26 protein-coding genes are annotated in these 23660 nt (G+C 68.2%); 11 read left to right on the forward strand and 15 right to left on the reverse strand.

What is annotated here, in order from left to right:
- Nucleotides 1-2 precede the first annotated feature (2 nt).
- On the reverse strand, nt 3-407 hold the full coding sequence (locus tag ACAM58_RS20835; RefSeq protein WP_015867018.1) for a type II toxin-antitoxin system death-on-curing family toxin: 405 nt from the start codon (nt 405-407) through the stop codon (nt 3-5).
- Nucleotides 404-631, reverse strand: coding sequence for an AbrB/MazE/SpoVT family DNA-binding domain-containing protein (locus ACAM58_RS20840; RefSeq protein ID WP_015867019.1), 228 nt, complete (start codon nt 629-631; stop codon nt 404-406). The genes ACAM58_RS20835 and ACAM58_RS20840 overlap by 4 nt, the downstream gene beginning before the upstream one ends.
- A 71-nt stretch (nt 632-702) precedes the next feature.
- Here ACAM58_RS20840 and ureE point away from each other — a divergent pair, with 71 nt between their 5' ends.
- The gene (gene ureE, locus ACAM58_RS20845; RefSeq protein ID WP_369663462.1) at nt 703-1293 is read left to right on the forward strand and encodes an urease accessory protein UreE; all 591 of its coding nucleotides are present in this window, start codon (nt 703-705) and stop codon (nt 1291-1293) included.
- Between the two features lie 429 nt (nt 1294-1722).
- Here ureE and ACAM58_RS20850 read toward each other — a convergent pair whose 3' ends face one another.
- A complete protein-coding gene (locus ACAM58_RS20850; protein ID WP_027730205.1) occupies nt 1723-2799 on the reverse strand; it encodes an IS110 family transposase in 1077 nt (358 codons plus the stop codon).
- A gap of 353 nt (nt 2800-3152) precedes the next feature.
- Here ACAM58_RS20850 and ACAM58_RS20855 point away from each other — a divergent pair, with 353 nt between their 5' ends.
- Nucleotides 3153-3824 (forward strand): urease accessory protein UreF, encoded by a 672-nt coding sequence (locus tag ACAM58_RS20855; RefSeq protein ID WP_369663463.1) that lies wholly within the window; start codon nt 3153-3155, stop codon nt 3822-3824.
- An 18-nt stretch (nt 3825-3842) separates the two neighbouring features.
- On the forward strand, nt 3843-4493 hold the full coding sequence (gene ureG, locus ACAM58_RS20860) for an urease accessory protein UreG (RefSeq protein ID WP_015867022.1): 651 nt from the start codon (nt 3843-3845) through the stop codon (nt 4491-4493).
- A gap of 9 nt (nt 4494-4502) precedes the next feature.
- On the opposite strand, the gene ACAM58_RS20865 is transcribed toward ureG, so the two are convergent.
- The 4 genes from ACAM58_RS20865 to ACAM58_RS20880 form a co-directional block, all read right to left on the reverse strand.
- Nucleotides 4503-5042, reverse strand: a complete 540-nt coding sequence (locus tag ACAM58_RS20865; RefSeq protein WP_278877518.1) for a hypothetical protein — start codon at nt 5040-5042, stop codon at nt 4503-4505.
- 140 nt (nt 5043-5182) lie between these two features.
- The gene (locus ACAM58_RS20870) at nt 5183-5806 is read right to left on the reverse strand and encodes an ATP-binding protein (protein WP_015867024.1); all 624 of its coding nucleotides are present in this window, start codon (nt 5804-5806) and stop codon (nt 5183-5185) included.
- Between the two features lie 13 nt (nt 5807-5819).
- The gene (locus ACAM58_RS20875) at nt 5820-6104 is read right to left on the reverse strand and encodes a hypothetical protein (RefSeq protein WP_369663464.1); all 285 of its coding nucleotides are present in this window, start codon (nt 6102-6104) and stop codon (nt 5820-5822) included.
- A 77-nt stretch (nt 6105-6181) separates the two neighbouring features.
- On the reverse strand, nt 6182-7339 hold the full coding sequence (locus ACAM58_RS20880; protein WP_278877522.1) for a porin: 1158 nt from the start codon (nt 7337-7339) through the stop codon (nt 6182-6184).
- 201 nt (nt 7340-7540) lie between these two features.
- Here ACAM58_RS20880 and ACAM58_RS20885 point away from each other — a divergent pair, with 201 nt between their 5' ends.
- From ACAM58_RS20885 to ACAM58_RS20895, 3 genes are all read left to right on the forward strand, one after another.
- Nucleotides 7541-8209: a nuclease-related domain-containing protein gene (locus ACAM58_RS20885; protein WP_369663465.1), complete on the forward strand. Its 669-nt coding sequence runs from the start codon at nt 7541-7543 to the stop codon at nt 8207-8209.
- A gap of 111 nt (nt 8210-8320) precedes the next feature.
- Nucleotides 8321-10687 (forward strand): outer membrane protein assembly factor BamA, encoded by a 2367-nt coding sequence (bamA, locus tag ACAM58_RS20890; protein ID WP_369664506.1) that lies wholly within the window; start codon nt 8321-8323, stop codon nt 10685-10687.
- A gap of 16 nt (nt 10688-10703) precedes the next feature.
- Nucleotides 10704-11384, forward strand: coding sequence for a response regulator (locus ACAM58_RS20895; protein WP_369663466.1), 681 nt, complete (start codon nt 10704-10706; stop codon nt 11382-11384).
- On the opposite strand, the gene ACAM58_RS20900 is transcribed toward ACAM58_RS20895, so the two are convergent.
- A complete protein-coding gene (locus ACAM58_RS20900; protein WP_369663467.1) occupies nt 11345-11626 on the reverse strand; it encodes a hypothetical protein in 282 nt (93 codons plus the stop codon). The two genes, ACAM58_RS20895 and ACAM58_RS20900, sit on opposite strands and share 40 nt — an antisense overlap.
- Nucleotides 11623-11958, reverse strand: a complete 336-nt coding sequence (locus ACAM58_RS20905; protein ID WP_369663468.1) for a hypothetical protein — start codon at nt 11956-11958, stop codon at nt 11623-11625. The genes ACAM58_RS20900 and ACAM58_RS20905 overlap by 4 nt, the downstream gene beginning before the upstream one ends.
- A gap of 98 nt (nt 11959-12056) precedes the next feature.
- Between ACAM58_RS20905 and ACAM58_RS20910 the strand changes: the two genes are divergently transcribed.
- The 4 genes from ACAM58_RS20910 to ACAM58_RS20925 all read left to right on the forward strand — a co-directional run bounded on the left by ACAM58_RS20910 (nt 12057) and on the right by ACAM58_RS20925 (nt 17120).
- Nucleotides 12057-13646: an ATP-binding protein gene (locus ACAM58_RS20910; protein WP_369663469.1), complete on the forward strand. Its 1590-nt coding sequence runs from the start codon at nt 12057-12059 to the stop codon at nt 13644-13646.
- The gene (locus tag ACAM58_RS20915) at nt 13643-14335 is read left to right on the forward strand and encodes a response regulator (RefSeq protein WP_015867033.1); all 693 of its coding nucleotides are present in this window, start codon (nt 13643-13645) and stop codon (nt 14333-14335) included. The genes ACAM58_RS20910 and ACAM58_RS20915 overlap by 4 nt, the downstream gene beginning before the upstream one ends.
- A 131-nt stretch (nt 14336-14466) precedes the next feature.
- On the forward strand, nt 14467-14913 hold the full coding sequence (locus ACAM58_RS20920; protein WP_015867034.1) for a universal stress protein: 447 nt from the start codon (nt 14467-14469) through the stop codon (nt 14911-14913).
- Between the two features lie 197 nt (nt 14914-15110).
- Entirely contained in the window at nt 15111-17120 is a 2010-nt protein-coding gene (locus ACAM58_RS20925) for an AsmA family protein (protein ID WP_369663470.1), read from the forward strand.
- 38 nt (nt 17121-17158) lie between these two features.
- On the opposite strand, the gene ACAM58_RS20930 is transcribed toward ACAM58_RS20925, so the two are convergent.
- The 4 genes from ACAM58_RS20930 to ACAM58_RS20945 are packed head-to-tail and all read right to left on the reverse strand — an operon-like array spanning nt 17159 to nt 18289.
- Nucleotides 17159-17416, reverse strand: coding sequence for a hypothetical protein (locus ACAM58_RS20930; RefSeq protein ID WP_369663471.1), 258 nt, complete (start codon nt 17414-17416; stop codon nt 17159-17161).
- 28 nt (nt 17417-17444) lie between these two features.
- Entirely contained in the window at nt 17445-17690 is a 246-nt protein-coding gene (locus ACAM58_RS20935) for a hypothetical protein (RefSeq protein WP_015867037.1), read from the reverse strand.
- Nucleotides 17683-18090 (reverse strand): hypothetical protein, encoded by a 408-nt coding sequence (locus tag ACAM58_RS20940; protein WP_015867038.1) that lies wholly within the window; start codon nt 18088-18090, stop codon nt 17683-17685. Before ACAM58_RS20940 ends, ACAM58_RS20935 begins: the two co-directional genes overlap by 8 nt.
- A 58-nt stretch (nt 18091-18148) precedes the next feature.
- Entirely contained in the window at nt 18149-18289 is a 141-nt protein-coding gene (locus ACAM58_RS20945) for a hypothetical protein (RefSeq protein WP_018906775.1), read from the reverse strand.
- Between the two features lie 316 nt (nt 18290-18605).
- Between ACAM58_RS20945 and ACAM58_RS20950 the strand changes: the two genes are divergently transcribed.
- A complete protein-coding gene (locus ACAM58_RS20950) occupies nt 18606-18887 on the forward strand; it encodes an HU family DNA-binding protein (RefSeq protein ID WP_015867040.1) in 282 nt (93 codons plus the stop codon).
- Nucleotides 18888-18908: 21 nt separating this feature from the next.
- On the opposite strand, the gene ACAM58_RS20955 is transcribed toward ACAM58_RS20950, so the two are convergent.
- Both ACAM58_RS20955 and ACAM58_RS20960 read right to left on the reverse strand, forming a co-directional pair.
- The gene (locus tag ACAM58_RS20955) at nt 18909-22316 is read right to left on the reverse strand and encodes an efflux transporter outer membrane subunit (protein WP_018906774.1); all 3408 of its coding nucleotides are present in this window, start codon (nt 22314-22316) and stop codon (nt 18909-18911) included.
- The gene (locus tag ACAM58_RS20960) at nt 22304-23653 is read right to left on the reverse strand and encodes a hypothetical protein (RefSeq protein ID WP_369663472.1); all 1350 of its coding nucleotides are present in this window, start codon (nt 23651-23653) and stop codon (nt 22304-22306) included. Before ACAM58_RS20960 ends, ACAM58_RS20955 begins: the two co-directional genes overlap by 13 nt.
- Between the last annotated feature and the right edge of the window lie 7 nt (nt 23654-23660).

Below are 23660 nucleotides of genomic sequence, written 5' to 3' on the forward strand. Positions count from 1 at the left end.
TGTCAGCTGCTCCGAGGCGCGAGGTGAGCGCGGATCCACTCCGCAAGCGCCTCTTCCTCGAGCTGGCCGGCGGCGAGCTTGAGTGTGGTCAGCACGCAATCGTGGTCGGTCGCGCGAAGCTCAAACCCATTGAGGTCCAGAAAAACTTCCATGGCGACGAAAGCCGTTCTTTTGTTGCCGTCGGTGAATGGATGGTTGCGAGCAATCCCGAAGGCGTAGCTCGCAGCCAGTGCCGCCGCGTCGGGCGATTCATAAAGCGCCCGGTTTTGCGGTCGCCCCATGGCGGAAACGAGCAGCCCCTCGTCGCGTACTCCGGCGGGACCTCCATGCTCGGCCAGCTGTTCTTCGTGGACAGCATGAATCAATTGAAGGCTGAGCCAGACCCAGGCGTCGTTCGCGGCGCTCACTTGGCGAGCTCGCGCAGCACGTTGCGCCGCTTCTTCATGATGCGGCGGGCTGCTTCCATCTGGCGCTCGAACTCCTCGTCATACGGAGTCATGGTGAACCCCCCGCCTGCGGCTTGCGTCAGGTAAATCGTGTCACCCTTGCCGACATTCATGCTCGCCAGCACTTCCTTGGGCAGGATGACTCCGACCGAGTTGCCGATCTGGGTCAGTTTGAGGGCGGACATGGAAAGCTCCATTCAATCGAAGTTATAACAAACGTTATATTATTCCGCCTTACTGGGAGTCGCAAGCCACCATGCTCACCGCCAACAAACTCATGCCCCAAGGCCGCGGCCTTGCGCCCGTGCTGCTCAAGCGCGCCGCCACCATCGAGCTCGACTGGGACGTGCGCCAGAAAAGCCGTTTCGATGCCACCGATTCGCAGGGCCGGCAGATCGGCGTGTTCCTGCCGCGCGGCACCGCCGTGCGCGGCGGCGACGTGCTGGTGGCCGAGGACGGCTCGCTGGTCCGCGTGATCGCGGCGCCGCAGCCGGTGCTGCGCATCACGCATTGCACGGCCCACGGCACGCCGTTCGACCTGACGCGCGCAGCCTATCACCTGGGCAACCGGCATGTGCCGATCGAGCTCAAGCCCGACCACCTGAAGATCGAGCCCGACCATGTGCTGGCCGACATGCTGCGCTCGATGCACCTGATCGTCGTCGCGGTCGAGGAAGCCTTCGAGCCCGAGGGCGGCGCCTACGGGTCGCACGAGCATTCGCACGGCGCCGGCCACGACCACGCGCATGGCAGCAGCAAGGGTCCGAAGCCGCTCGTGCTCGCACCGGAACTGCTCGATGACCATGATCATTCGCACGATCACGGCCATCATGGGCACTCGCACTGAAATGAGATCGGCTTGGTGCGTTGTGCGTCATTCAGGGCGCGCTCCCGCCGACGGGGTACGCGGCGAAGCGAATGTCCCCCGGCCTGCGGCCTCCTCCTTTACCGGGACTTCTCGCGCAGTCAAGCACGGGTTTGGGTTGGTTTTTCTACCAAGCTGTATCGCTTGCGAGGCATTGAGGATCGAGGCGCAACGAAACGAGGAACAGACTGCACATCTACCGACGGTCTTGTTGCACTGGCACGTGGCCGTGCGGACCCAGATACGAACCGCTCAGCGGGGCTCCATTCATTTCTCGTGATGCCCACTACAACCGGCATCACCAAGGAGGAGTCGAGCTTGCCCGCTGCCGGTCTGACCTGTTCATTGCATCTTCGAACTCACGTCTGGCAAGCAAATAAACAACAACAAAGGGTATCCGAACGGCTGGCGCTACGTCGCGATCACCGCGACGATGACGCCTGGCGGTTTGGTACTGACGTGGTGCGCATCGAAGGGCCGGCCCCGTGCGAACACGGCCCACAGAATGCGTGCGTTCTTGTTGGCCAACGCCACCACGGCCTTCTGCCAGCCGCAGCGCTCGCGCAAGGCCTGCACCCAGCGCGAGATCGGGTCGTCGCGCCTGTGCGCCGTCAGCACTATCGACTTGGCCCCCTGGATCAGCAGCGTGCGCAGGTACGCGTCGCCGCGCTTGGTGATGCGCCCCAGGTTGTTCTTGCCCCCGCTGGAGTTCTGTCGGGGCGTCAGGCCCAGCCAGGCGCCGAACTGTGCACCGTTCTTGAATTGCTTGAAGTCGCCCACGGTTGCCACCACCGCGGAGGCCGTGACCGGTCCCACGCCCAGCAACTGCTCGGCCTGGCGCACCTGCTCGCTGGCCTTGCCGTGCGCGGCAATGCGCTCGTCGCACCAGCGCAGGTGCGCATCGAGTTCCTGCCACTGTGCATACGCTCTGTGCAGCGCCAGCCGGGCAAGGCCGCCGAGTTCATTGCCAGCGTCTTCCATCACATCGGGAAGAACCTGGCGCAGCGCCTCGGGGCTTTGGGCGAACACCAGCCCGAACTCCGCCAGCAGGCCCCGAATGCGGTTGATGCAGGCGGTGCGGTCTGCCTTGACGCCCTCGCGCAGGCGGTGAATGCACAGCATGCTTTGCTGCTCCACGCTCTTGATCGGCACGAAGTGCATGTGCGGGCGCGAGGCGGCCTCGCAGATGGCGGCAGCATCGTTGGCGTCGTTCTTGCCGCTCTTGCCCTGCAGGCGATAGGCCACGACGTGCGCGGCGGCGATGATGCGGGCATCCAGCCCCAGGGCGAGCAGCTTGCGCGCCCAGTAATGCGCACTGGAGCTGGCCTCCATGGCGACCAGGCAGCCCGCGGGCAATTGCGCGCACCAAGCCAGGAATTTAGCGCGCGGCAATGCACGCCCCGTAACGCGCACGCCGGCCGCGTTGACCGCAAAAACCTCAATGACGTGCTTTGCCAGATCGATGCCGACTCGGGTAATCTCGTTCATGGGGCTTCTCCTTCCAAAGGTTTCAGATTGACTTCGCAAATCAATCTTGGCACTCGATGCCGTGACCAGGAAGCGAGAAGTCCCTTCGCATTCATTTCGCTGCGCAAGGCACCCCATCGGCGTGATCGTTATCAGCCACGGTCGTTGATCGCGGTTCACCGGCAGCGTGCCCGAGTGCACAGGGCATCGGGTGCTCCCCGCAGCGAAATCAAGGAGGAGGGGCGTAGCCCCGGGGGACATTCGCGGAGGGGAGTACCCGGTGGCCTGTGCACGCGCCCTGAACAACGGCGCCCTGAACAAGAGCGCCAAGAACACAAGCGCCCCCCAACACAACGCGCAGCAAAGAGCTGACCATGCCCGACCCCCACAGCCTCCTGCAGCTCATCTGGCTCGCCTCCCCCGCCCTGCCCGTCGGCGGTTTTTCCTATTCGGAAGGCATCGAGGCGGCCGTCGAATGGGCCGGCATCGATTCGGAGGCCAAGGCCATCGAGTGGCTCTCCGACCAGTTGCACCTGAGCTTCGCGCGCGGCGACCTCGCGCTGGTGGCGCAAGCCATCCCGGCCTGGCGCGCAGGCGACGCAGCGCGCATCCGAGAACTCAACACTTGGGTGATGGCCACCCGCGAATCGGCTGAATTCTTCCTGCAGACCGAACAGATGGGCCGCTCCTTCGTCGAATGGCTCAAGCTGCACCACGACGACACGGCCACCGTTTTTGCCGGCCTGCCCGCGAGCTATCCCGTCGCCTTTGCCTTTGCCGCGAGCCGCACCGGCGCCTCCGTGCACGACGGCTGCCTGGCCTTTGCCTTCGGCTGGGCCGAGAACATGGTGGCCGCGGCGGTCAAGGCCGTGCCGCTCGGCCAGAGCGCGGGCCAGCGCATCCTGGCCCGGCTCGCCAACGAGATTCCCGCCGCCGTCGAGCGCGCCATGCAGCTTGGCGACGACGAGCGCCAGGCCTTTGCGCCCCTCTTGGCCGTGCTGTCGGCACGGCATGAAACACAATACTCGCGCCTCTTTCGAAGCTGACCGAACCGGACAACGCCCATGACCTCCGCCCTGCACCACATTCCCCATCGCACCAAGAAACTGCCGCCGCTGCGCGTGGGCATCGGCGGCCCGGTCGGCTCGGGCAAGACCACACTGCTCGAGATGCTCTGCAAGGCCATGCGCGACAAGTACGACCTCGTCGCCATCACCAACGACATCTACACCAAGGAAGACCAGCGCCTGCTCACCGTGGCCGGCGCCCTGCCCGCCGAACGCATCATGGGCGTGGAGACCGGCGGCTGCCCGCACACCGCCATCCGCGAAGACGCGTCGATCAACCTCGAGGCCATCGACCGCATGCTCGAGGATTTTCCCGATGCCGACGTGGTGTTCGTCGAATCGGGCGGCGACAACCTCGCGGCCACCTTCAGCCCCGAGCTGTCGGACCTGACGATCTACGTGATCGACGTGGCGGCCGGCGAGAAGATTCCGCGCAAGGGCGGCCCCGGCATCACCAAGAGCGACCTGTTCGTCATCAACAAGACCGACCTCGCGCCCTACGTCGGCGCGAACCTCGACGTGATGGAGCAGGACACGCAGCGCATGCGCCGCCAGCGGCCCTACGTGATGACCAACCTCAAGACCCACACCGGCGTGGCCGAGGTGGTGGCGTTCATCGAGAAGCGCGGCATGCTGACCGCAGACTGAGGCACGCCCTCAGAGTTCGCTGCCGTCGCGCAGCTGCCGCGCCTTGTAGACCAGCCGCACGCCCCCGCGGCGCGCATCGCGCACGTGCTGCAGGTACACGTCGGCATCCTCGTGCGTCCACGCCGCGTAGGCACTGCCGGGATCGTTCGAGGCCAGCTCGGCGCCGAAGGCCGCGCGGCCCCATCGGAGCAGTTCGGCAAACGCGGCCGCGCCGCCGTCGGGCACCGCCGATGCGGACGCGAGGTACTCGACGCGCCGCAGCTGCGAATCGGCAAAGAAGAAGGTCGGTTCGAACACCAGCCCCGCCATCGAGACCGGCGCCCCCTGCCAGCCGCCGACCAGGCCGCCCGCGAGCCGCTGCGGCCGCGGCACGCGCTCGATCGTGGGCATTGCGGCCTGCAGCTCGACGGCCGTCATGCCGAGCCGCACGCCGGGCGGCAGCGCCTGCGCATGCAGCGCCCCGGCGGCAAAGACTGCGGCGCTCGCGGCGAGTGCGCGAACGAGAGGACCGAAAAAGAGCGGGGGAACGAGGGATCGCAGCTTCGACATCGGAACAGGAAAGAATCAATTTGCGGCCAGCACAGGCAGCGAGCAAGCCGCAAGTATCGTGCGAGCGAAGGCCCGGCATCCTCGGCCGTGCCGAATGACCCGCATCAACCGCTTTCGCGGCAGTGCGAAGCGCCCGGCACTCAGCCTCCCGCCGACGCCGCCCGCCCGGGCAGCGGCAGCCGCAGCGTCAAGCCCAGCGCGCCGCCCGCGTCCGGCGCCGCATAGATGCGCCCGCCGTGGCGGCTCGCGATGCGCTCGCACACGCGCGCACCGGCATGGCCGACGACCTGCGTCGCCTCGAGAAAACGCGCCAGCGGCGGGCTCGCATCGGAAGCATCGAGATCCCTCCAGTGGATGACGGCCTGGCCGCGTTCCACCCGCGCCGAGACCTGCAGCGTGGCGCCGGGGGACATGACCTTTGCCGCATAACGCGCGATCTTCGAAAGCAGTTCCTCGAGCTCGGCCTCGATGCCGAACACGGGCACCACCTCGTGCGGAACCCGGATGTCGAAGCGGATCGGCCAGCCGGACGCGCCTTCGGAATCTTCAAAACTCCGCAGCGACGCGACAAGCGGCCGCAGGTCCTGCATGCGGCTCTCGCGCATCTTCTGCTCGGCCTCGTGGCGGGCCTCGGCGGCCATTTCGCGCGCTTGCGCGCCGGCCTTGAGGTTGGCAACGAACAGGGAGGCGATGAAGGCCAGCACTGCGGCGAGGCCGAGTGCAACGACGATGGCAATGGCCAGGCCCAGGTTGCTTGAATACATGGCTCGTGCGCCTTCAGCGCCCCTGCGGCGGCCGGAACTCCAGCGCACCGCCAGGGCCGCGTTCGCAGGTTCCCGACAAGCTATCGGCGCGAGGACCCGGAAGCACCGGGCGCGCGCCTTCGGCCTGGCCGTCGCACACGTCCCATGCGGCCATGGGCGGCCCTGGCGGTGCTTCGCCGCGAAAACCCGCGTGCCAGCCGGGCAGCGGACCATGGGGCGGCGGCGGGGGAAGCATGATGCAGCCGGACAAGCCGGCCGCGGCGAGCAGGCCCGCCAAGTGATGATGGATTCTGGTCATTCGAACCTCATGAACAAGTTCACGGGCACATGCGGCGGGGCTGTGCATTGCAAGGCCCCGCCGCACATCGCCTGTCGTCAGAACGCGTGCCGGATGCCGAAGTCGTAGCCCGTGGACGAGCGCGGCAGGCCCGTGTAGCTGACGCCGGCGCTGCCGTAGCCCGTGGTGCTGGCGGCGCTCAGGCTGCCGGTGTAGGCCGCATCGTTGCGGTTGTTCACGCGGGCCACGGTCGCGTACAGGGCCGTGCGCTTCGAGAGGTTGTGCACATAGCCGATGGCCAGCTTCTGCGCGCGCGGATCCTCGCCCGTGATGCCCGCGGCGCCTTCGTCGTAGCGCACGGTCGAGTACGACGCGCGGATCACGCCCGCCCCCACCGGCATGCTCGCGCCGATCAGGTAGCCGTTGTAGCTGTCGTGGCTGTTGCCGACGGCCAGGTCGAACTTGTTCTTCACGTTCGACAGCTCGCCGAACAGCTTGACCGGGCCGAAGTCGTACGACGCGCCGAGGTTGATGGTCTGCACCTTGCGGGTCAGCGAGGTGGTGTCCACCGCAACGTTCTCGCCCACGGCCAGTGCCACGTCGAGCGGCCCGTTCGCATAGCCGAAGCGCCCGCCCGCGTAGCGGCCCGCGCTGCTGCTGGTGGCGGCCGTGAGGTCGGTGGCGCTGGTCCGGGTGTTCTCGTTCAGGCTGTATTGCAGCTGGCCGTAGAAGCCACCGAGGTTGGGCGGCAGGAAGTAGCCGACCATGTTGCTCGCACGCACGTAGTTGGTGTTGTTCAGGCCGGTGCTGCCGCTCACGGTATTGATCACGCTGGCGCCCGAGCCGTTGGTGCCGAACGGATCGAAGACCGTGTCGTTCCAGAAGGTGGCGGTGTAGTCGCGGCCCAGCCGCAGTTCGCCGAAGCCGCCCGACAGGCTCACGGTGGAGCGGCGGTTGAAGGTGGAGATGCCGGTGGCGCCGTCATCGTTGGTGATCGGCGCTTCGAGCCAGAAGCTGGCGGCCAGCCCGCCGCCCAGGTCTTCCGTGCCACGGAAACCGATGCGGCTGGAGTTGTAGCCGGAGTTGGCGAGGCTCCACTTGCTCTGTTTGGAGCTCAAGCCTGTGGCCGCGTCGCGCGAGGTGGCCGACTGGTAGGTCACGCCGGCATCGATGACGCCGAACAACGTGACGGACGATTGGGCAGAGGCCAGGCCGGCAACGGCCAGCGCGGCGAGTGCCGTGAGGGATTTCTTCATACAGGTTTCTCCGGTTTTCAGCAGCTCTTCATCGAGCAGCTGGACGGATGGTCCCGTTCAAATTTGGAGGAATCTGGTCGATGCAGCCGGCTTTGCATCGACTGTTGTTTGTGCGCACGCCCAAGCCCTTCGGCCCTGCAAGGCCTCGTACCAGAAATCTCCCAAATGGCGCGCAATGCTCGGCTTCCGAAGGAGCCCGACATGACCATTGCAATGCAGAACACCATCGCAGCCTCGCTGGGTGTGCAGCAGCTCGCCAGCGCATTCAGCCCGGCCTTTTCCCATTTGCGCATTCTTCGCAACCTGATCATCCCGATGCCCGAGGGCAGCGTGGTGCGCACCGCCATGATCGATGCGGTGCTGGTGTGCGAAACCGGCGTCTACCTGTTCGAGATCAAGGCCTGGCGCAATGCCTTCGTCTACCGCAAGAAATCGGAGGCGGCGCCGCCGCGCTGGTTCCTGCGGCTGCAGGGCTGCAGCCGGGCACGCGAGGTGAAGGACCCCGCCTGGCAGGGCGGCCGCAAGACCACGCAGCTGCGAAGCCTGCTGAGCGACGAGCTGCGGCTGCAGTATTTCGTGCTGCTGCCCTGCGAGGGCGTCGAACTCGAAGGCGTGATGCCCGCCGCCGTGATCACCCAGCAGGACCTGCCCTACATTGCGCGCCTGGTGCGCAACAACGGCCGCACCGCGCGCAGCTATCCGCTGCTGGATGCCGACGCCATCGACCGCACTGCGCAGCGCCTGCTCGACATCCAGGGCAGCCTTTCTCTCGACGACCACATGCAGAACTGCCGAGAAAGAAGCGAGCAGATCTCCACGCGCTGGAACGGCGCGGGCGCTACTGCAACGGCAGGCATCGGGCTGCAGTAGGCGGCGCCTGCGGCACGCCCCCGCGCAGCGCAGGGCATCCCAGATTTCTCCGACTTTGGCGGGGACCATGCGGCGATGAATCCTTCCAAGCCCGCCTGCGTCCTTGCCGCCATGTTTCTCTCGATCGCCTGCGCGCCCGCCTGGGCCGCCGATCCGTTCACCGTCAGGGACATCCGGCTCGAAGGCCTGCAGCGCGTGGAGTCCGGAACGGTGTTTGCCACGCTCGGCATCAAGGCGGGTGACACCTACAGCGACGAGCGCGGCAGCGCAGCCATCCGCTCGCTGTTCGAACTCGGCCTCTTCAAGGACGTGCGCATCGACATCAACGGCAGCGTGCTGGTGGTGATCGTCGAGGAACGCCCGTCGATTGCCGACGTCGACTTCGTCGGCACCAAGGAATTCGACAAGGCCGCGCTCCAGAAGGCACTGCGCAGCGTGGGCCTGGCCGAGGGCCAGCCCTACGACAAGGCGCTGGCCGACCGCGCGGAGCAGGAACTCAAGCGGCAGTACATCAGCCGGAGCCTCTACAGCGCGCAAGTCGTCACCACCGTGACGCCGCTGGAGCGCAACCGCGTCAACCTGACTTTCAGCGTGACCGAGGGCGAGTCCGCGCGCATCAAGGAAGTGCGCGTGGTCGGCAACCAGGCCTTCGGCGAAAGCACCCTGCTCGACCTGTTCGACCAGGACAGCGGCGGCTGGCTGAGCTGGTACACCAAGTCGAACCAGTATTCGCGCAGCAAGTTCAACGGCGACCTGGAGACGCTGCGCTCCTTCTACATCACGCGCGGCTACCTGGAGTTCCGCATCGATTCCACGCAGGTCGCCATCTCGCCGGACCGGGAGACGCTCACGCTCACGGTCAACATCACCGAAGGACAGAAGTTCGCGGTGGCCGGCGTCAAGCTCGCGGGCAACTACCTGGGCCGCGAAGACGAGTTCAAGTCGCTCGTGACGATCCGCCCCGGCCAGCCCTACAACGGCGAAGACGTGAACGCCACCACCCGGGCCTTCACCGACTATTTCGGCAGCTTCGGCTATGCCTTCGCACGCGTCAAGGCAGAGCCGGAGATCGACCGCGACAACAACCGCGTCACGCTGGTGCTGCGGGCCGAACCTTCGCGGCGCGCCTACGTGCGGCGCCTGAACATCGGGGGCAACGCAAGAACGCGCGACGAAGTCATCCGCCGCGAGTTCCGGCAGTACGAGGGCGCCTGGTACGACGGCAACAAGATCAAGCTCTCGCGCGACCGCGTGGACCGGCTCGGCTTCTTCACCGACGTGAACATCGAGACCACCGAGGTGCCGGGCTCGCCCGACCTGGTCGACCTGGCGATCAACGTGACCGAGAAGCCCACCGGTTCGCTGCAGCTCGGCGCGGGCTACTCGTCGACCGACAAGGTGTCGCTGAGCTTCGGCATCACGCAGGAGAACGTGTTCGGCACGGGCAACTACCTGGGCCTGCAGGTCAACACGAGCTCGTACAACCGCACCATCTCCCTTACGGCCACCGACCCGTACTTCACGCCGGGCGGCATCTCGCGCACCTTCAATGTGTTCCACACCACCACCCGCCCCTACTACCAGGCAGACGGCAACTACAAGCTCGCGAGCGATGGCGGCTCGGTGCGCTTCGGGCTGCCGCTCGGGGAGATGGACACGGTCTACCTGGGCATCGGCGTGGAGCGCTACAGCTTCACGCCGGGCACCAACGGCGCCTACACGCTGGTCGACGGCTCCTACGTCTACACCGGCACGCCGCAGGCCTACCTCGACTACTTCCAGTGCACGGGCACGGCGCCAAGCGTGGTGTGCGCATCGAGGAACATGGTGGGCATTCCCGCGACCATCGGCTGGGCGCGCGACGACCGCGACAGCGCGCTGGTGCCCACCACCGGCCGGCTGCAGAGCGCCAACCTGGAGGTGGGCGTGGGCAGCGAGCTGCGCTACCTGAAGAGCACCTACCAGTACCAGCAGTACTTCGCGCTGTCCAAGCAGTACACGCTCGCCCTCAACGGCCAGCTCGGCTATGCCAAGGCGCTGGGCGGCACCACGTACCCCATCTTCAAGAACTTCTATGCGGGCGGGCTCGGTTCGATCCGCGGCTTCGAGCAGAACTCGCTCGGGCCGGTCGATGCGGTCACGGGCGGTGCGCTCGGCGGCACGCGCAAGGCCATCTTCAACATGGAGTTCAGCACGCCCTTCCCGGGCGCGGGCAACGACCGGTCGCTGCGGCTGTACACCTTCTTCGATGCCGGCAACGTGTTTGCCGAGCGCACCGCGAGCATGACCGATGCGCAGTGGAAGGCGCAGAACCGCCTGCGCGCCTCGGCGGGGGTGGGCATCAGCTGGATTTCTCCGCTCGGCCCGCTGCGCCTGGCCTATGCGGTGCCGCTCGTGTACCAGAAGCTCGACGAAGCCAACGGCATTGCGGCGGACCGGACGCAGCGCTTCCAGTTCCAGATCGGCACCTCGTTCTGAAGCGGAGCACCCCTCCATGAGCCGCATCCTGCTGGCCGAAAAAGGCCGCGAGATGGCCGCCGCGCTGTGCGAAGAGCTGCAGCGCGCCGGCCACGACGTGGAGCACATCGCCGATGGCGCCGCGGTGCTCGACCGCATCCTCAGCTCGCCGCCGGCGCTCACGCTGCTCGACACCGCGCTGCCGCGCATCGGCGGCCTCCGGGTGCTGGAGCAGGTGCGCTCGCACAGCGACCATCCGATCATCGTTCTGACGGCCCGCACGCGCGAGGCCGACCGCCTGCGCGGCCTGGACCTGGGCGCCGACGACTACGTGTGCAAGCCCTTCTCGCCGCGCGAAGTGGTGGCGCGCGTGAACACGGTGCTGCGCCGCCATGCGCAGCGCCAGCGCATCGCCATGGCCTCGCCTTCGGTGGCCTTCGGCGGCAGCGCCCACAGCGTGAGGATCGAGGGGCGGCTGCTCGCGCTCACGGGCCGCGAGCTGAACCTGCTGCAGGCGCTGTCACGCGAGCCGGGCCGGGTGTTTTCGCGCTCCGCGCTGCTCGAGGCGGCGTTTGCAGATGCGCTCGACGTGAACGAGCGCGCAGTCGACGGGCACATCAAGAACCTGCGCAGGAAGCTCGCCGCCGCATCGCCCGCGCACGACTGGATCCGCTCGATCTACGGGGTCGGCTTTGCCTTCGAGGAGCGGCCGGCCTGAACGCGAGCGCAGAGCTCGCGCGGCGGCCGGGCGGCGCGGCTGTCGGTGGCCATGATCGGCGCCAGCGTGGAAAGCGCCGAACTGCCCGCGCGGACCCGGCCGGCCGCGACGCATCCGCCGCTCGCCGCCACCACGGCGCCGACCACCAGGCCGCAGGCGGCCAGCAACCCCAGGAGGCGCTCCGCCAGCATGGGCCCGTGGTCTTCCGCAGCCTCGGCGCGGACGTGCCAGACGGCGCTCATATGCGCGGAGGCTCGGTGGCGGTGCCGGTCCCGCCCGATCGGGTGGCGCGTGCTTCCGCCCACACCACCAGCAGCGCCCAGACATGGGCCACCGCCCAGAACAGCGCGGCCAGCAGCAGCAACAGCGCGTCCATCCCCGGATCGGACCAGAGTTCGGTCCAGGACCACGGCGAAGGCGCCGGCGCGCAGTACCCCGGACTCGCCCATGCGAGCGCGGGGGCCACGAGGGCCTGCCAGGCCTTCTTCTTCGGGGAGCATCGGTGCGTGAGCGGGTTCATGGCACGCATCGTGCGGTTCGATTCGGGAGAAATGTGGGAGAGCGGTTCTCCCAATTTCCTCCTCGATTCGCGGCCATGATCGGCCGCTCCTCCATGACGCATTCCCGCCCCGTACGCATGCCGCAGAATGCGGCCATGCCTCCCCCGAGCCCATGCCGCGCCTGACACTTTCCAGGAAGATCTTCCTGGCGCTGGCCGCCTTGCTGATCGTGCTGCTGCTCAGCTTCGCTGGGCTTTCCATCGTGGCGCTGCAGCGCGGCCTCGGCTCCTACGTGGCCGAGATCGAGATCCGGCGCATGGACTGGCTCTCGCAGCTGCTGCTCAAGCACTATGCGGCCAACGGCGACTGGAAGAAGCTGCAGGGCAACGACGATGCCTGGCAGCGCCTGCAGATGGGCCGGCTCGCCGCGGTGCTCGACGGCGCCAGCAATACCGACGAAAGAAAGCTCCCGCCCTGGTACGAGAACCGCGGGCCGGGCGCAAACGGCAGCGGCCCCGAAGGCAACCCCGAGAACGGATCGCGCCCGCCGCCTCCTGCGCCCTCGCCCCAGCTCGAGCTGCTGCCCCGGCGCTTTCCGCCGCCACCGCCGCTGGGCTTCTTTCCCGATCCGCGCGAGGCCGCCGACTCGATCTTCCAGCGCCTGGGCGTGGTCGACGCGCACGGTGCGCACGTGGTCGGCGCCAAGGTCGACCCGGAGAATGCCGCGCGCCTGCCGATCCGCCACGGCCGCTCGGTCGTCGGCTACCTGGTGCTTGCGCCGATGCAGGGCCTGGAGAGCGAGGCCGACCGCGCCTTTCTCGCGCGCCAGTCCGGCGTGATCGCCCTCACCGGCCTGTGCGGGCTGGCCTTTGCGCTGATGCTGTCGTGGCTGCTCGCGCGGCGCTGGTTCCGGCCGATCGACGAGCTCACGCAGGCCGCGCAGCACGTGGCGCGCGGGCGGCTGTCCACGCGCGTGGCCGTGCATGGCTCGGACGAGCTTGCGCTGCTCGGCAAGACCTTCAACGACATGGCGCAGCGCCTGGACACGGTGGAGGCCTCGCGCCGCGCCTGGCTGGCCGATGCGGCCCACGAACTGCGCACGCCGCTGGCCGCCATGCGCGCAGAAATAGAGGCGCTGCAGGACGGCGTGCGCAGCTTCGACGAGCGCACCGCGCTGCGGCTGCATCGGCAGGTGATCCGCCTCGGCCAGCTGGTGGACGACCTGCGCAGCAGCATGCGCGAGCCGCAGAACGACCTGCTCGCGACCACCGTGTTCCCGCTCTCGCTGCTGAAGGAAGCGCTGGACCACACGCGCGACCGGTTCGCTGCGCGCGGCATCGCGGTCGACCGCAGCGCCATCGACCGTGTCTCGGCGCGCGCCCAGCCGATGATCGACGGCGACGCGCACCGGCTGCACCAGGTCTTCATGAACCTGCTGGAGAACACGCTCGCCTACACCGACGCCGGCGGCCGGCTGCGCATCGGCGCCACGGTCGACGGGGCGTGGACGGGCAACAGCCTGACCCTGCAGTTCGACGACAGCGCGCCCGGCGTTCCCGAGGCGGAATTGCCGCGCCTGTTCGACCGGCTGTTCCGCGGCGAGTCGTCGCGCAGCCGCGAGCTCGGCGGCTCCGGGCTCGGCCTGTCGATCTGCCGCGCGGCCATCGAGGCCCATGGCGGCACCATCGATGCCCAGGCTTCGGAGCTCGGCGGACTGCGCGTGACCATCACCCTTCCGCTGTCGAGGAGCGCATCGCCATGACCCGCATCGTCATTGTCGAGGACGAGCTCGACATCGCATCGGTGGTGCAGGATTACCTGCGCCACGCCGGCTACGAGACCACGCATTTCGCCGACGGCCAGAGCGCGCTCGACCACCTCATCGCGACGCCGCCCGAGCTCACGCTGCTCGACATCATGCTGCCGCGTCTCGACGGCATCGAGGTGCTGCGCCGCGCGCGGGAGCACACCAGCCATCCGATCATCATGCTCACCGCGCGCATCGAGGAGGTCGACCGCCTGCTCGGGCTGGAGCTGGGCGCCGACGACTACGTCTGCAAGCCCTTCTCGCCGCGCGAACTGGTGGCGCGCGTGCGCGCCGTGCTGCGGCGCACCGAGCCGCCCGCGGAGCGCGGCCAGGCGCGCCAGGGCATGTCCGGCCTGGTGCTGGACGACGTGCACTGGCGCGCGTCGCTCGAAGGCACGCCGCTCAATCTCACACGCCGCGAGTTCGGGCTGCTGCAGGTGCTGTCGCGGCACCCGGGCCGCATCTTCTCGCGCGCCCGCCTGCTCGAGCTGGCCTACGACGACACCATGGACGTGACGGAGCGCGCCATCGACAGCCACGTGAAGAACCTGCGTCGCAAGCTCGGCGCCGTCACCCCGTCGCACGACTGGATCCGCTCGGTCTACGGCGTGGGGTTTGCGTGGGAGGCGCCGGCCCAGGCCTGAGCGTGCGTGGGCGCTCTCCCGTCGTTTGCGATTAGGGGCCGCAGCCCAGCTTCGTTGCTTGAAGGCCCCCTGCCCGCGAACTAGACTGGAATGCGAAGGCACCCGCAGTGCCGGGGGCCAAGGAGTCGGCCATGTACAAGCGCATCCTCGTCCCCACCGATGGCTCTTCGCTCTCCGAGCAGGCGGTTGCCACTGCCATCGACCTGGCGCTGCTGGCGGGTGCCGAACTGGTGAGCGTCACCGTCGCACACATCCAACCCTACGGCTACTTCGAAGGCTCGATGGTGCTGAACCAGCGCGAGATCGAAGCCTCGCAAGAACAGGTGGAGCAATCCGCGCAGCGCCTGGTCGATGCGGTCAGGAGCGCCGCCATCGCCCGGGGCGTGCGCAGCGCGCAGGCCATCGTCATGAAGTCGAACCAGGTGGCCGAAGCCATCATCGCCACGGCCAAGAACCAGCAGTGCGACCTGATCGTGATGGCCTCGCACGGCCGGCGCAGCCTGGCGCGGCTGCTGATGGGCAGCGAGACGCTGCATGTGCTGACCCACTCGCACATTCCGGTGCTGGTGCTGCGATAGAAGCCTGATCGAAGCAAGCGCGCCCGAAGTGAAATTTTTCACGGCCGGGCACCGGCATCGGTTGCCCCTCGTGAACGCGCCGCTCCTGGTGCGACTCACTCCCTGACTGCCATCCGCAGCGCGCGCAGGGCTGCGGAAGGTACAGTTCCCTGCAATGGCCGCATTGCGCAAGGGCCGTTTCAAGGGAGTGAGTGAAAATGAAATCATCGATGTTTCCCCGCGCCGTGGGCTGGGGCCTGCTTCTGCTGTCGGCCCTGGTGGCGCTGTGCATCGCGGTCCTGTTGAGCTTCGACTGGAACCGCGCCCGGCCCTGGATCAACCAGCGCGTGAGCGAAGCAACCGGCCGCCCGTTCGCGATCCGCGGCGACCTGGCGCTGCAGTGGTCGAGCCCCGAAGCCGAAACAGGCTGGCGCCGCTGGGTGCCCTGGCCGAGGCTGAGCGCACAGGACATCACGCTGGGCAATGCCGACTGGGGCAAGACCGGCCCGCACCTGGCCGAGATCCGGCAGCTGAGCTTCTCGCTGAACCCGCTGCCCCTGCTGAACCACACGATCCGCATCCCCACGCTCGAGCTCGCCGGCCCCGTTCTTTCGCTCGAACGCACCGCGGACGGCAAGAACAACTGGACGCTGGCCGCCGGCGGCGGCGCGGAGCCCTCGAGCTGGAAGCTCGACCTGCAGCGGCTGGTGCTGAGCCAGGGCACGGTGAAGCTGGCCGATGCAACGGCAAGGCTCGATCTCAAGGTCGACATCGACAGCCTGCCCGCGGAAAGCGCCGAAGGCTACGGCATCGGCTGGAAGCTCGGCGGCACCTTCCGCCAGACGCCGGTGCAGGGAAGCGGCAAGGCCGGCGCCGTGCTCTCGCTGCAGCAGGACACCAAGCCCTACCCCTTGCAGGCCGGCGTGCAGGTGGGTGCCACGCGCATCGACATCGCCGGCACGCTGACCAAGCCCGACGCGCTGACCGCACTCGACCTGCGGCTCAAGCTGTCGGGCGCGAGCATGGCGCACCTGTATCCCATTACCGGCATCACGCTGCCCAACACGCCGCCGTTCAGTACCGAAGGCCATCTGGTCGGCAAGCTCGACAAGGCCGGCGGGCGCTGGCTGTACGAGAACTTCAAGGGCCGCGTGGGTGCCAGCGACATTGCGGGCACGCTGGAGTACGTCTCGCAGCAGCCGCGGCCGCTGCTGCGCGGCCAGGTGCAGTCCAACCAGCTGCGGCTGGAAGACCTGGCGCCCTTGATCGGCGCCGATTCGAACGCGAGCAAGGCCAAGCGGGGCGCCCCGGCCGTCCAACCGGCGGGCAAGGTGCTGCCGGTGGAGAAGTTCGATACCGCAAGCTGGGGCAGCATCGATGCGGACGTCAAGTTTGCCGGCCGCAAGATCTTCCACGCGAAGGACCTGCCCATCGACAGCCTGGTGGCGGATCTTCACCTGAAGGACAGCGTGCTCTCGCTCACGCCGTTGAGCTTTGGCGTGGCAGGCGGCACCGTGGCCGCCACGGTCAAGCTCGACGGCCGGCAGGACCCGATCCGCGCCAACCTGCAGCTGTCGGCGCGCCGGCTCCGGATCAAGGAACTCTTCCCGACGCTCGACACCCTGCAGGCCAGCCTGGGCGAAGTCGGCGGCGACGCGGCGCTGTCCGCCTCCGGCAACTCCGTCGCGGCCCTGCTGGGCACTTCGAACGGCGAGGTGAAGGCGCTGGTGAGCAAGGGCACGGTGAGCAAGTTCCTGCTCGAGGCCATGGGACTGAACATCGGCAGCGTGGTGGCGACCCAGCTGTTCGGCGACAGGCAGGTCCAGCTGAACTGCCTGGCGAGCGATTTCAAGGTGACGCAGGGCGTCATGCAGACGCGCTCCTTCGTGCTGGACACGGACGAATCGGTCGTCAACGTGAGCGGGCTCATCGATCTTTCCAAGGAACAGCTCGCGCTGGAGATCCAGCCGCGCAACAAGGCGCTGCGCGTTCTTTCGCTGCGCTCGCCGCTGTACGTGCAGGGCACGTTCAAGAACCCCGACGTCGGCGTCGACAAGGGTGCCGTGGCACTCAAGCTGGGTTCCGCGATTGCGCTGGGTGCAGTGGCGCCCGCTGCCGCGCTGCTGCCGCTCTTGAACATGGGCTCGCAGGAGTTCGCGCAATGCGCGCCGCTGGAGGCAGCCGCGCGCCAGAAGCCGAAGGCTGGCAAGCAGCCCGGGGCACGCTAGCGGCGCCGCGGGCCCGCTGCCCGCGCGGGGCCTGCCTTCTATTTTGAAAGCTTGGCCTGGACCGCACGCTGCGCCAGGCAGGCCTGCGTGGCGCGATGCGTTGCGAGTCCGAAGCAGTGCGGCTCGGCCCGGCGGGCAAGCGCCTCGAGCGATCGGCGTTCCTGCGCCGCCGAGACCTGGAATTCGACCAGCCACTTCATGACCACGGCCATCACGATCAGGAGGCCGACCAGCGCGGCAACCAATGTTCCGCGCCAGTCCTGGATGCGGAAGATCGACGGTGGGGGCTTGCTCATCGTTGTCGTCCGAGTCGGCAGAGGAGCACTAGCGCGGAAGCTCCGGGAAGAGCCACAGGCTCAAGCCAAGAATGACGCCCGCCCCGAGCGACACGACGGCCGCGGTCACGAACAGCGCCGCGGCAACGATGTTCGGCACCCGCATGGCGATGGCCAGGAAGGAAACGGTCGCCAGGGCATACAGGAGCACGGGCAGCAGGGCCAGCCAGGCCGGCCGCCCGGGCGGTGCCGGCGGCTCGTCCGGACTCGGGTCTGCGAGGAACGGACTACGCATGGAATCCCTTGCCGTGGAAGGCGGCGCGCAAATCGGCATCGCTCGCGGGGGAAAGGATCATCTGCGAACGCCATCCGCTGACAGCCGACCGCGACAGCGCCTCCCGCGCATGGGGCAGCTCGGTCGGATGCGCCATGAAGAACACGTGAACGCGCTGGCCGAGCGCGCTCCACGCGTCGGCAATGAGCGCCACGACCGGCGCTGCATCCGCGTGCAGTCCAAGAAGAATGGCATCGAAGCGCCGGCCTTCGCGGGCGGCGTCGATCAGGCCATGAAGATGCGCGAAGGAGGCGTGGTCGAGGCCGATGGCTTTCAGCGAACTGCCGGTGCACAGGCGTTGCAGGGCGTCGGAGTCCACCAGCGCGATCCGGTGCTGGCGGAGCGTGGGTGCAGATGTCATGGAGGTGGCGGCTTGGTGTTCCCGGCCGGGGTCGGGCCTGCGGTCCGGGAACACCGGCTCAGCAGTTGCCCTTCTTGGCTTGCCCAGGAGGGCAGAAGCCGCCCTTGCCCGGGCCTGGCCCCGGGTCCGCCACAACGCAGGCGCTCAGGAGCAAGGTCATCGCAAACGAGAAGATCACGGCGGCGGCGGTTTTTTTCATGCGGACTCCTTGGTTGAAATTGTCTGGCGCTGCTTCAGATGGCGCCCTGGCCGTCAGCGAAGCGGCAAGATATGTGAATTACTAACATTTAGACAGGAAATGCTTCACGATCGGCTTTGGTTTACGTGAGAAACCGTAACCAGCTCTCCGTTCTGCCCAGTACTTCACGAATGCGCGAAGCGGACATCCGTCACAGGTGTGCAGATTTAGAAGCACATCTGCAGGCCCGGGCGGGAATCCGGCCGCCGCATTCGGTCAAACTCGGGTACGACCCTCCGTGGTTTTCACAAATGTTCTATCGAAAGGAATTCCTGTTTTGAACAAGACCGAACTCATCGCCGCCATTGCAGAAGACACCAACCTCAGCAAGGCCGACGCCGGCCGCGCCTTCGACTCGGCGCTCGAACAACTCTCGCGCGCCCTGGTGCGTGGGGAGACGGTGCAGCTGATCGGCTTTGGCACCTTCAGCGTGGCCGACCGTGCCGAGCGCACCGGCCGCAATCCGTCGACCGGCGAGCAGATCACGATCAAGGCGAGCAAGAGCGCGAAATTCGCGGCCGGCAAGGCGCTGAAGGACGCCATCAACCAGGTCGGCTGATCGTCCCCGGGGGGCGGCGGCTCAGGCCTGTGCGCCCTGCCACCCTCCGCCCAGCGCCTTGTAGAGGTTGACCCTGTTCACGGCCTCCTTGAGCTGCAGTTCGATCAGCTGCTGCTGCTCGGCATAGAGCTCGCGCTGGGCGTCCTGGCTCGCGAAGTAGTCTTCCAGGCCGCTGCGAAAGCGCGTGCGCGCAATGTTCGCCACCTTCTCCAGCGCCTGCACGCGGGCCTGCTGCGCTTCCAGCTGCGGGCGCAGGTGGTCGTCGGCGATCAGGGCGTTGGCGGTTTCGCGGAATGCCATCTGCGCGGCACTTTCATAGGACGCCATGGCCGCTGCCAGCCGCTCCTCGTTGGCCGTGATGTTGGCCGAGCGGCGGCCCCAGTCGAACAGCGGCAGCGACACCCCCAGCACCCCGGCCCAGCTGCTGTTGCCGCTGCTCAGCAGCGTCGACAGCTCCCGGCTCACGCCGCCCGCGAGCGCGGTGAGCGAGATGGTCGGCAGCATCGCGGCCTTGGCCGCGCCCACGCCCGAATTGGCCGCCTCGACGCGCGAATAGGCCGCCAGCAGGTCGGGCCGGCGCTGCAGCAGGCTGGACGGCAGGCCGGCCGCCACCTGCGCAGTGGAGCGCTCCGGCCACGGCCGTGCGCTGCCCGTGTCGGGCGACACCGGCTGGCCGACCAGCACGTTCAGCCACTGGAGATCCTGCGCGACGCGCATGCGGAATTCTTCCTGCTTGACGCGGGCGTTCTGCAGCAGCGACTGCGCGCGGTACACGTCCAGCTGCGCCGCACCGCCCGCCGCCTTGGCGCGCCCGATCATGTCGGCATTGGCGGCCAGGCCGGACTCGTTGGCATTGGCCAGCGCGAGCAGGGCGCGGTCGGCGCGCAGCGTGAGGTAGGCATTCGACACCTCTCCCACCAGGTTCATGTGGGCGGCCGCAAAGTCCTTGTTGCCCGCCTCGGCCAGCGAGCCGGTCTGCTGGGTCGCGCTCTGCTGGCGGCCGAAGAAGTCGAGCTCGTACGAGGTCACGCCGGCCTGGATGTCGAAGCTGTTCGATGTCCGGCCGTCGGTCGGAATGTTGCCCAGCGGGCTGAGCGAGCCCTGCGGGGTGGTCTGCGCCCGCTGCGCATGGCCCGACAGGCCGATCTGCGGAAACAGCGAGGCGCGGCTGCCGGCATACACGGCCCGGGCTTCGCGGGCACGCGCGGCATAGGCGCGCAGGTCGCGGTTCTGCGCGAGGGCGGTGGTGATGAGCCCGCGCAGTTCGTCGTCCTGCACGAAGCTGCGCCAGTCGACGGGCTCCGCATTCGGCGCCGTCGTGCCGGCCGGCCATTGCGAAGGCACCGCGAGGTCGGGCTGCTTGAGCGGCGGCGTGAGATTGCATCCGCTCACCACCAGCACCACGCAGGTCGCCAGCACCAGCAGCAGCAGCCGCAGGGACAGGCGCACGAAGCCGGCGCCGGGAGATCCGAAGCCCGCGCTCGCGAGCAAGGCCGAGGCGGCCTTCCATGGCCGCACCTGGACCGCGACGTGGCTCGGCGGCACGTTGAACACGTGGCTCACCAATTGCTCTCGCTGGGCCTCGGTCCCGGCAAAGCGCAGCTCGGCGCCCGCGGCACTCCTGGCGGCCAGGCGGGCCGGAAGCCATCCCACCGGGTCGACGTAGACCTCCAGCGGCTGCCCCACGCGCAGGCGCTTCAGCAGGGCCTTGGCTTCCAGCAGCGCGCCGTCGGCCGCGATGTTGACGAAGCGCGATTCGCCCTCGCCCGCCGCGGTGCGCACCCGGGTGCGCGCACGCCAGGGGAAGCGCTCTTCCTGCTCCGGCCGCGGCAGGTCGACGCAGGCCATGAGCGCGGCCAGGCACAGCAGCAGTGCGATACCGGTCCACACCAGATTGAGCTCGTCGCCAGGCGTGAGCGCCTCGCCGCTCAGCGCGACCGACGCGCCGCCGAGCTGCAGCGCCAGCAGAAGCCCGCCGAACATCGCGACCAGCTTCCAGTGCACGACGGTCTTGGTGCGGTCCAGCCCCTTGTTCGTCACCTTGAAGGGCCGCCCGAAGGGCCGCAGCATGGCGCTGGCCAGCGTGCTGGTGACGGCCATGGCCGCCACCAGCTGGCTCACCTCGCTGAACACGGGCAGGCAGCGCCGGCCGCTGATCCAGTAGCTGTAGGCCCAGAACATGAGGAGCGGCGGCAGCCCGAAGGAGGCAAAGGCCTGCGGCGTGGCATGGAACACCGAGACCCCGGCATACCAGTAGAGCGCCGGCGCCAGCATGACCATGGCCATGAACGGCTTGCCGAGCCAGTGCAGCAGCCCGTGCAGGAAGTGCATCCGCGCCGAGAAACTGAAGCCCCGGCCGCGCAGCGGGCCGTTGGGCAGCAGCGCGAGCTGCACCGTGCCCAGGCACCAGCGGCTGCGCTGGTTGATGTAGTCGATGATGCTCTCGGCCGACAGGCCGTTCGACAGCCGCTCGCCGAGCCAGCGCGTGATGTGGCCGTGGCGCAGCAGCAGGTAGGTGGTGTGGATGTCCTCGCACACGCTGCCCACCGGAAAGCCGCCCGCGGCGGTGATCAGGTCGCGCCGCACGATGAAGGAGGTGCCCACGCAGAAGGCCGAGTCGGCGGCATCCTTGGCCGGCTGCAGCACGTCGAAGAACACGCGCTGCTCGTCCACCCAGCTGTCGGTGGCGCGCAGGTTGTGCTGGATGGGGTCGGCGTTGTAGTAGAACTGCGGCGTCTGCACCAGCCCGACCTTGCGGTCCGCGAACAGGCCCAGCATGCGGTAGACGATCTGGCGCTGCGGCGCGAAGTCGGCGTCGAGCACCAGGATGTAGGGCGCATTGGTCACGCCCGCCGACAGCCGCAGGCCGTTGTTGAGGTTGCCGGCCTTGGCATGGCTGTTGTCGGGCCGGCGCGCGTAGTGCACGCCCTTGCGTTCGCAATACTCGCGCAGCCAGTCGCGACGGGTGTCGTCGAGCACCCACACGTTCAGGTTCGGGTAGTCGATGGCCTGCGCGGCAATGACGGTCTTCTCCAGCACCGCCAGATCCTCGTTGTACGTGCAGATGAACACGTCCACCGCCGGCACCTGCGCACCGCGGCCGCGCAGCAGCGCTTCGCCGCGGTCGGCCAGCTGGTGGTTGTCGCGCCGCCGCACCAGCATGTGGATGGACATCAGCGTGTAGACGATGGCCGTGAGCTCGAAGCACAGGAACACCCAGGCGAACAGGGTCTCGAAGCCGAGGTCCGAAGGCGGCATGGTCGCAACCACGCGCCAGACGGCATAGCGCATCAGCAGCAGCGCGGTCAGCGCGCCGAACAGCACGCGGTGGGAGGTGCGGTCGATCCGCCCCCACGTCATCAGGAGGAGGGCCAGGCCCGCGACGAGTGCGTTGAGCTGGAACTCCGGTGTGGCGATCAGGTGGGACATGGTGACGTAGCTCCTGTTGCGGCGGTTTTGCCGGTGAAGGGGTTGAACCCCGTGGCGGCCAGCGCGATCCAGGCAGTCGCGCCCAAGTGTGGCCAGCGGTAGTAGAAGAAGTCGGCCCCGGTCGAGTCGGGGCCGATGGCCAGCCCCGTCGATATGCGGGCACTGGGGGTGGCGTAGTAAAGGCCGTTGCCGGCGCGCTGCGAGGCCAGCAGCTGCCACAGGGCTTCGGGCGCCGCGCCCTTGCGCGCCACCAGCGTGGCGGCGGCCTGGGCGGTGCCCTCGGTCCAGATGCCGTCGGGGCTGCGCGAGAAGCCGTAGCCTTCGCCGAAGCGATGGTGCTTCTCCACCCAGTCGAGCCCCCGCATCCAGGGGCAGGAACCCTCGGGCGCCGCCAGCAGCGGCCACAGCTGGGCATCCAGGCCGGAGCCATCCGTGGCAATGGTGGCGCCGTCTTCCTTGGTGCCGATGTTGAAGCGCTGCTCCGATGCGTTCCACATGCGGTTGACGAATTCGAGCGCGGTGCGCGCCTGCCGGCGTTCGGCTTCGGCCTCGCCGCCGGCGCTCTTCGCCGCCCAGGCGGCCGCCACCGCGATGTCGATGTTGTGCTCGGTGGATTTCCAGGTCTGGGCGCGCTGCGCGTTGTCCCAGCCGTACCAGCCGCCGTTGTAGCCGTCGGGGGCGTTGCGCGCGCGGGTGCGCTGCTCGATCCAGCCCAGCAGGCGGCGCGCGCCCGCCAGGTAGGCGGGCGAAGGCTCGGCCTCGTTCAGGTTCAGCAGCAGCAAGGCGGCCCAGGCCACGTTGCCGGTGGCCGTGCTCACTTGGTAGGCATCGGCGATCCACTGGTTCTTGGCCGCATCCCAACGCCCCGGCAGCGCGGCCTTTTCCTCGGTCATCGGGCCGGCGCGGTAGGCGTTGCGAACGCGCCCGTCGGCCGTGTTCGGGTCGCGCTCCATCGCGCGCACCACCGCGTCGCCGATGCGCCGGGCCGAGGCTGCGTCGCCGCAGGCCAGGAGCGCGATGCCCGCGAGCGCGTTGTCATAGGTGAAGGCGGCGCCCGCCAATGCAGGTTCCAGCGGCGTGCCCTGCTTCGGGTCGGCGACGCGGTAGCTGGCCAGGAACAGCGGTCCGGAAGCCGCGCCCTTCTGGTCCTCCGCCACCGCGCGCCGCAGCCCCTCGCAGCTTTGCCGCGCCAGCGTTTGCTGGGTGGCGCTGGCGGCTTGCGGGCCGGGCGGCCGGCTCGCAGACGGCTGGGCGAGCGCTGCGGACAGCGGCAAGGCCAGTGCCATCGATGCGGCAAGGCAGGACGCCAGGGGCCGGGAAAACGCGAAGACCGACATGGTTCTG

Origin of the sequence: Variovorax sp. V116, assembly GCF_041154435.1 — a bacterium.
Taxonomy (GTDB): Bacteria; Pseudomonadota; Gammaproteobacteria; order Burkholderiales; family Burkholderiaceae_C; genus Variovorax; species Variovorax paradoxus.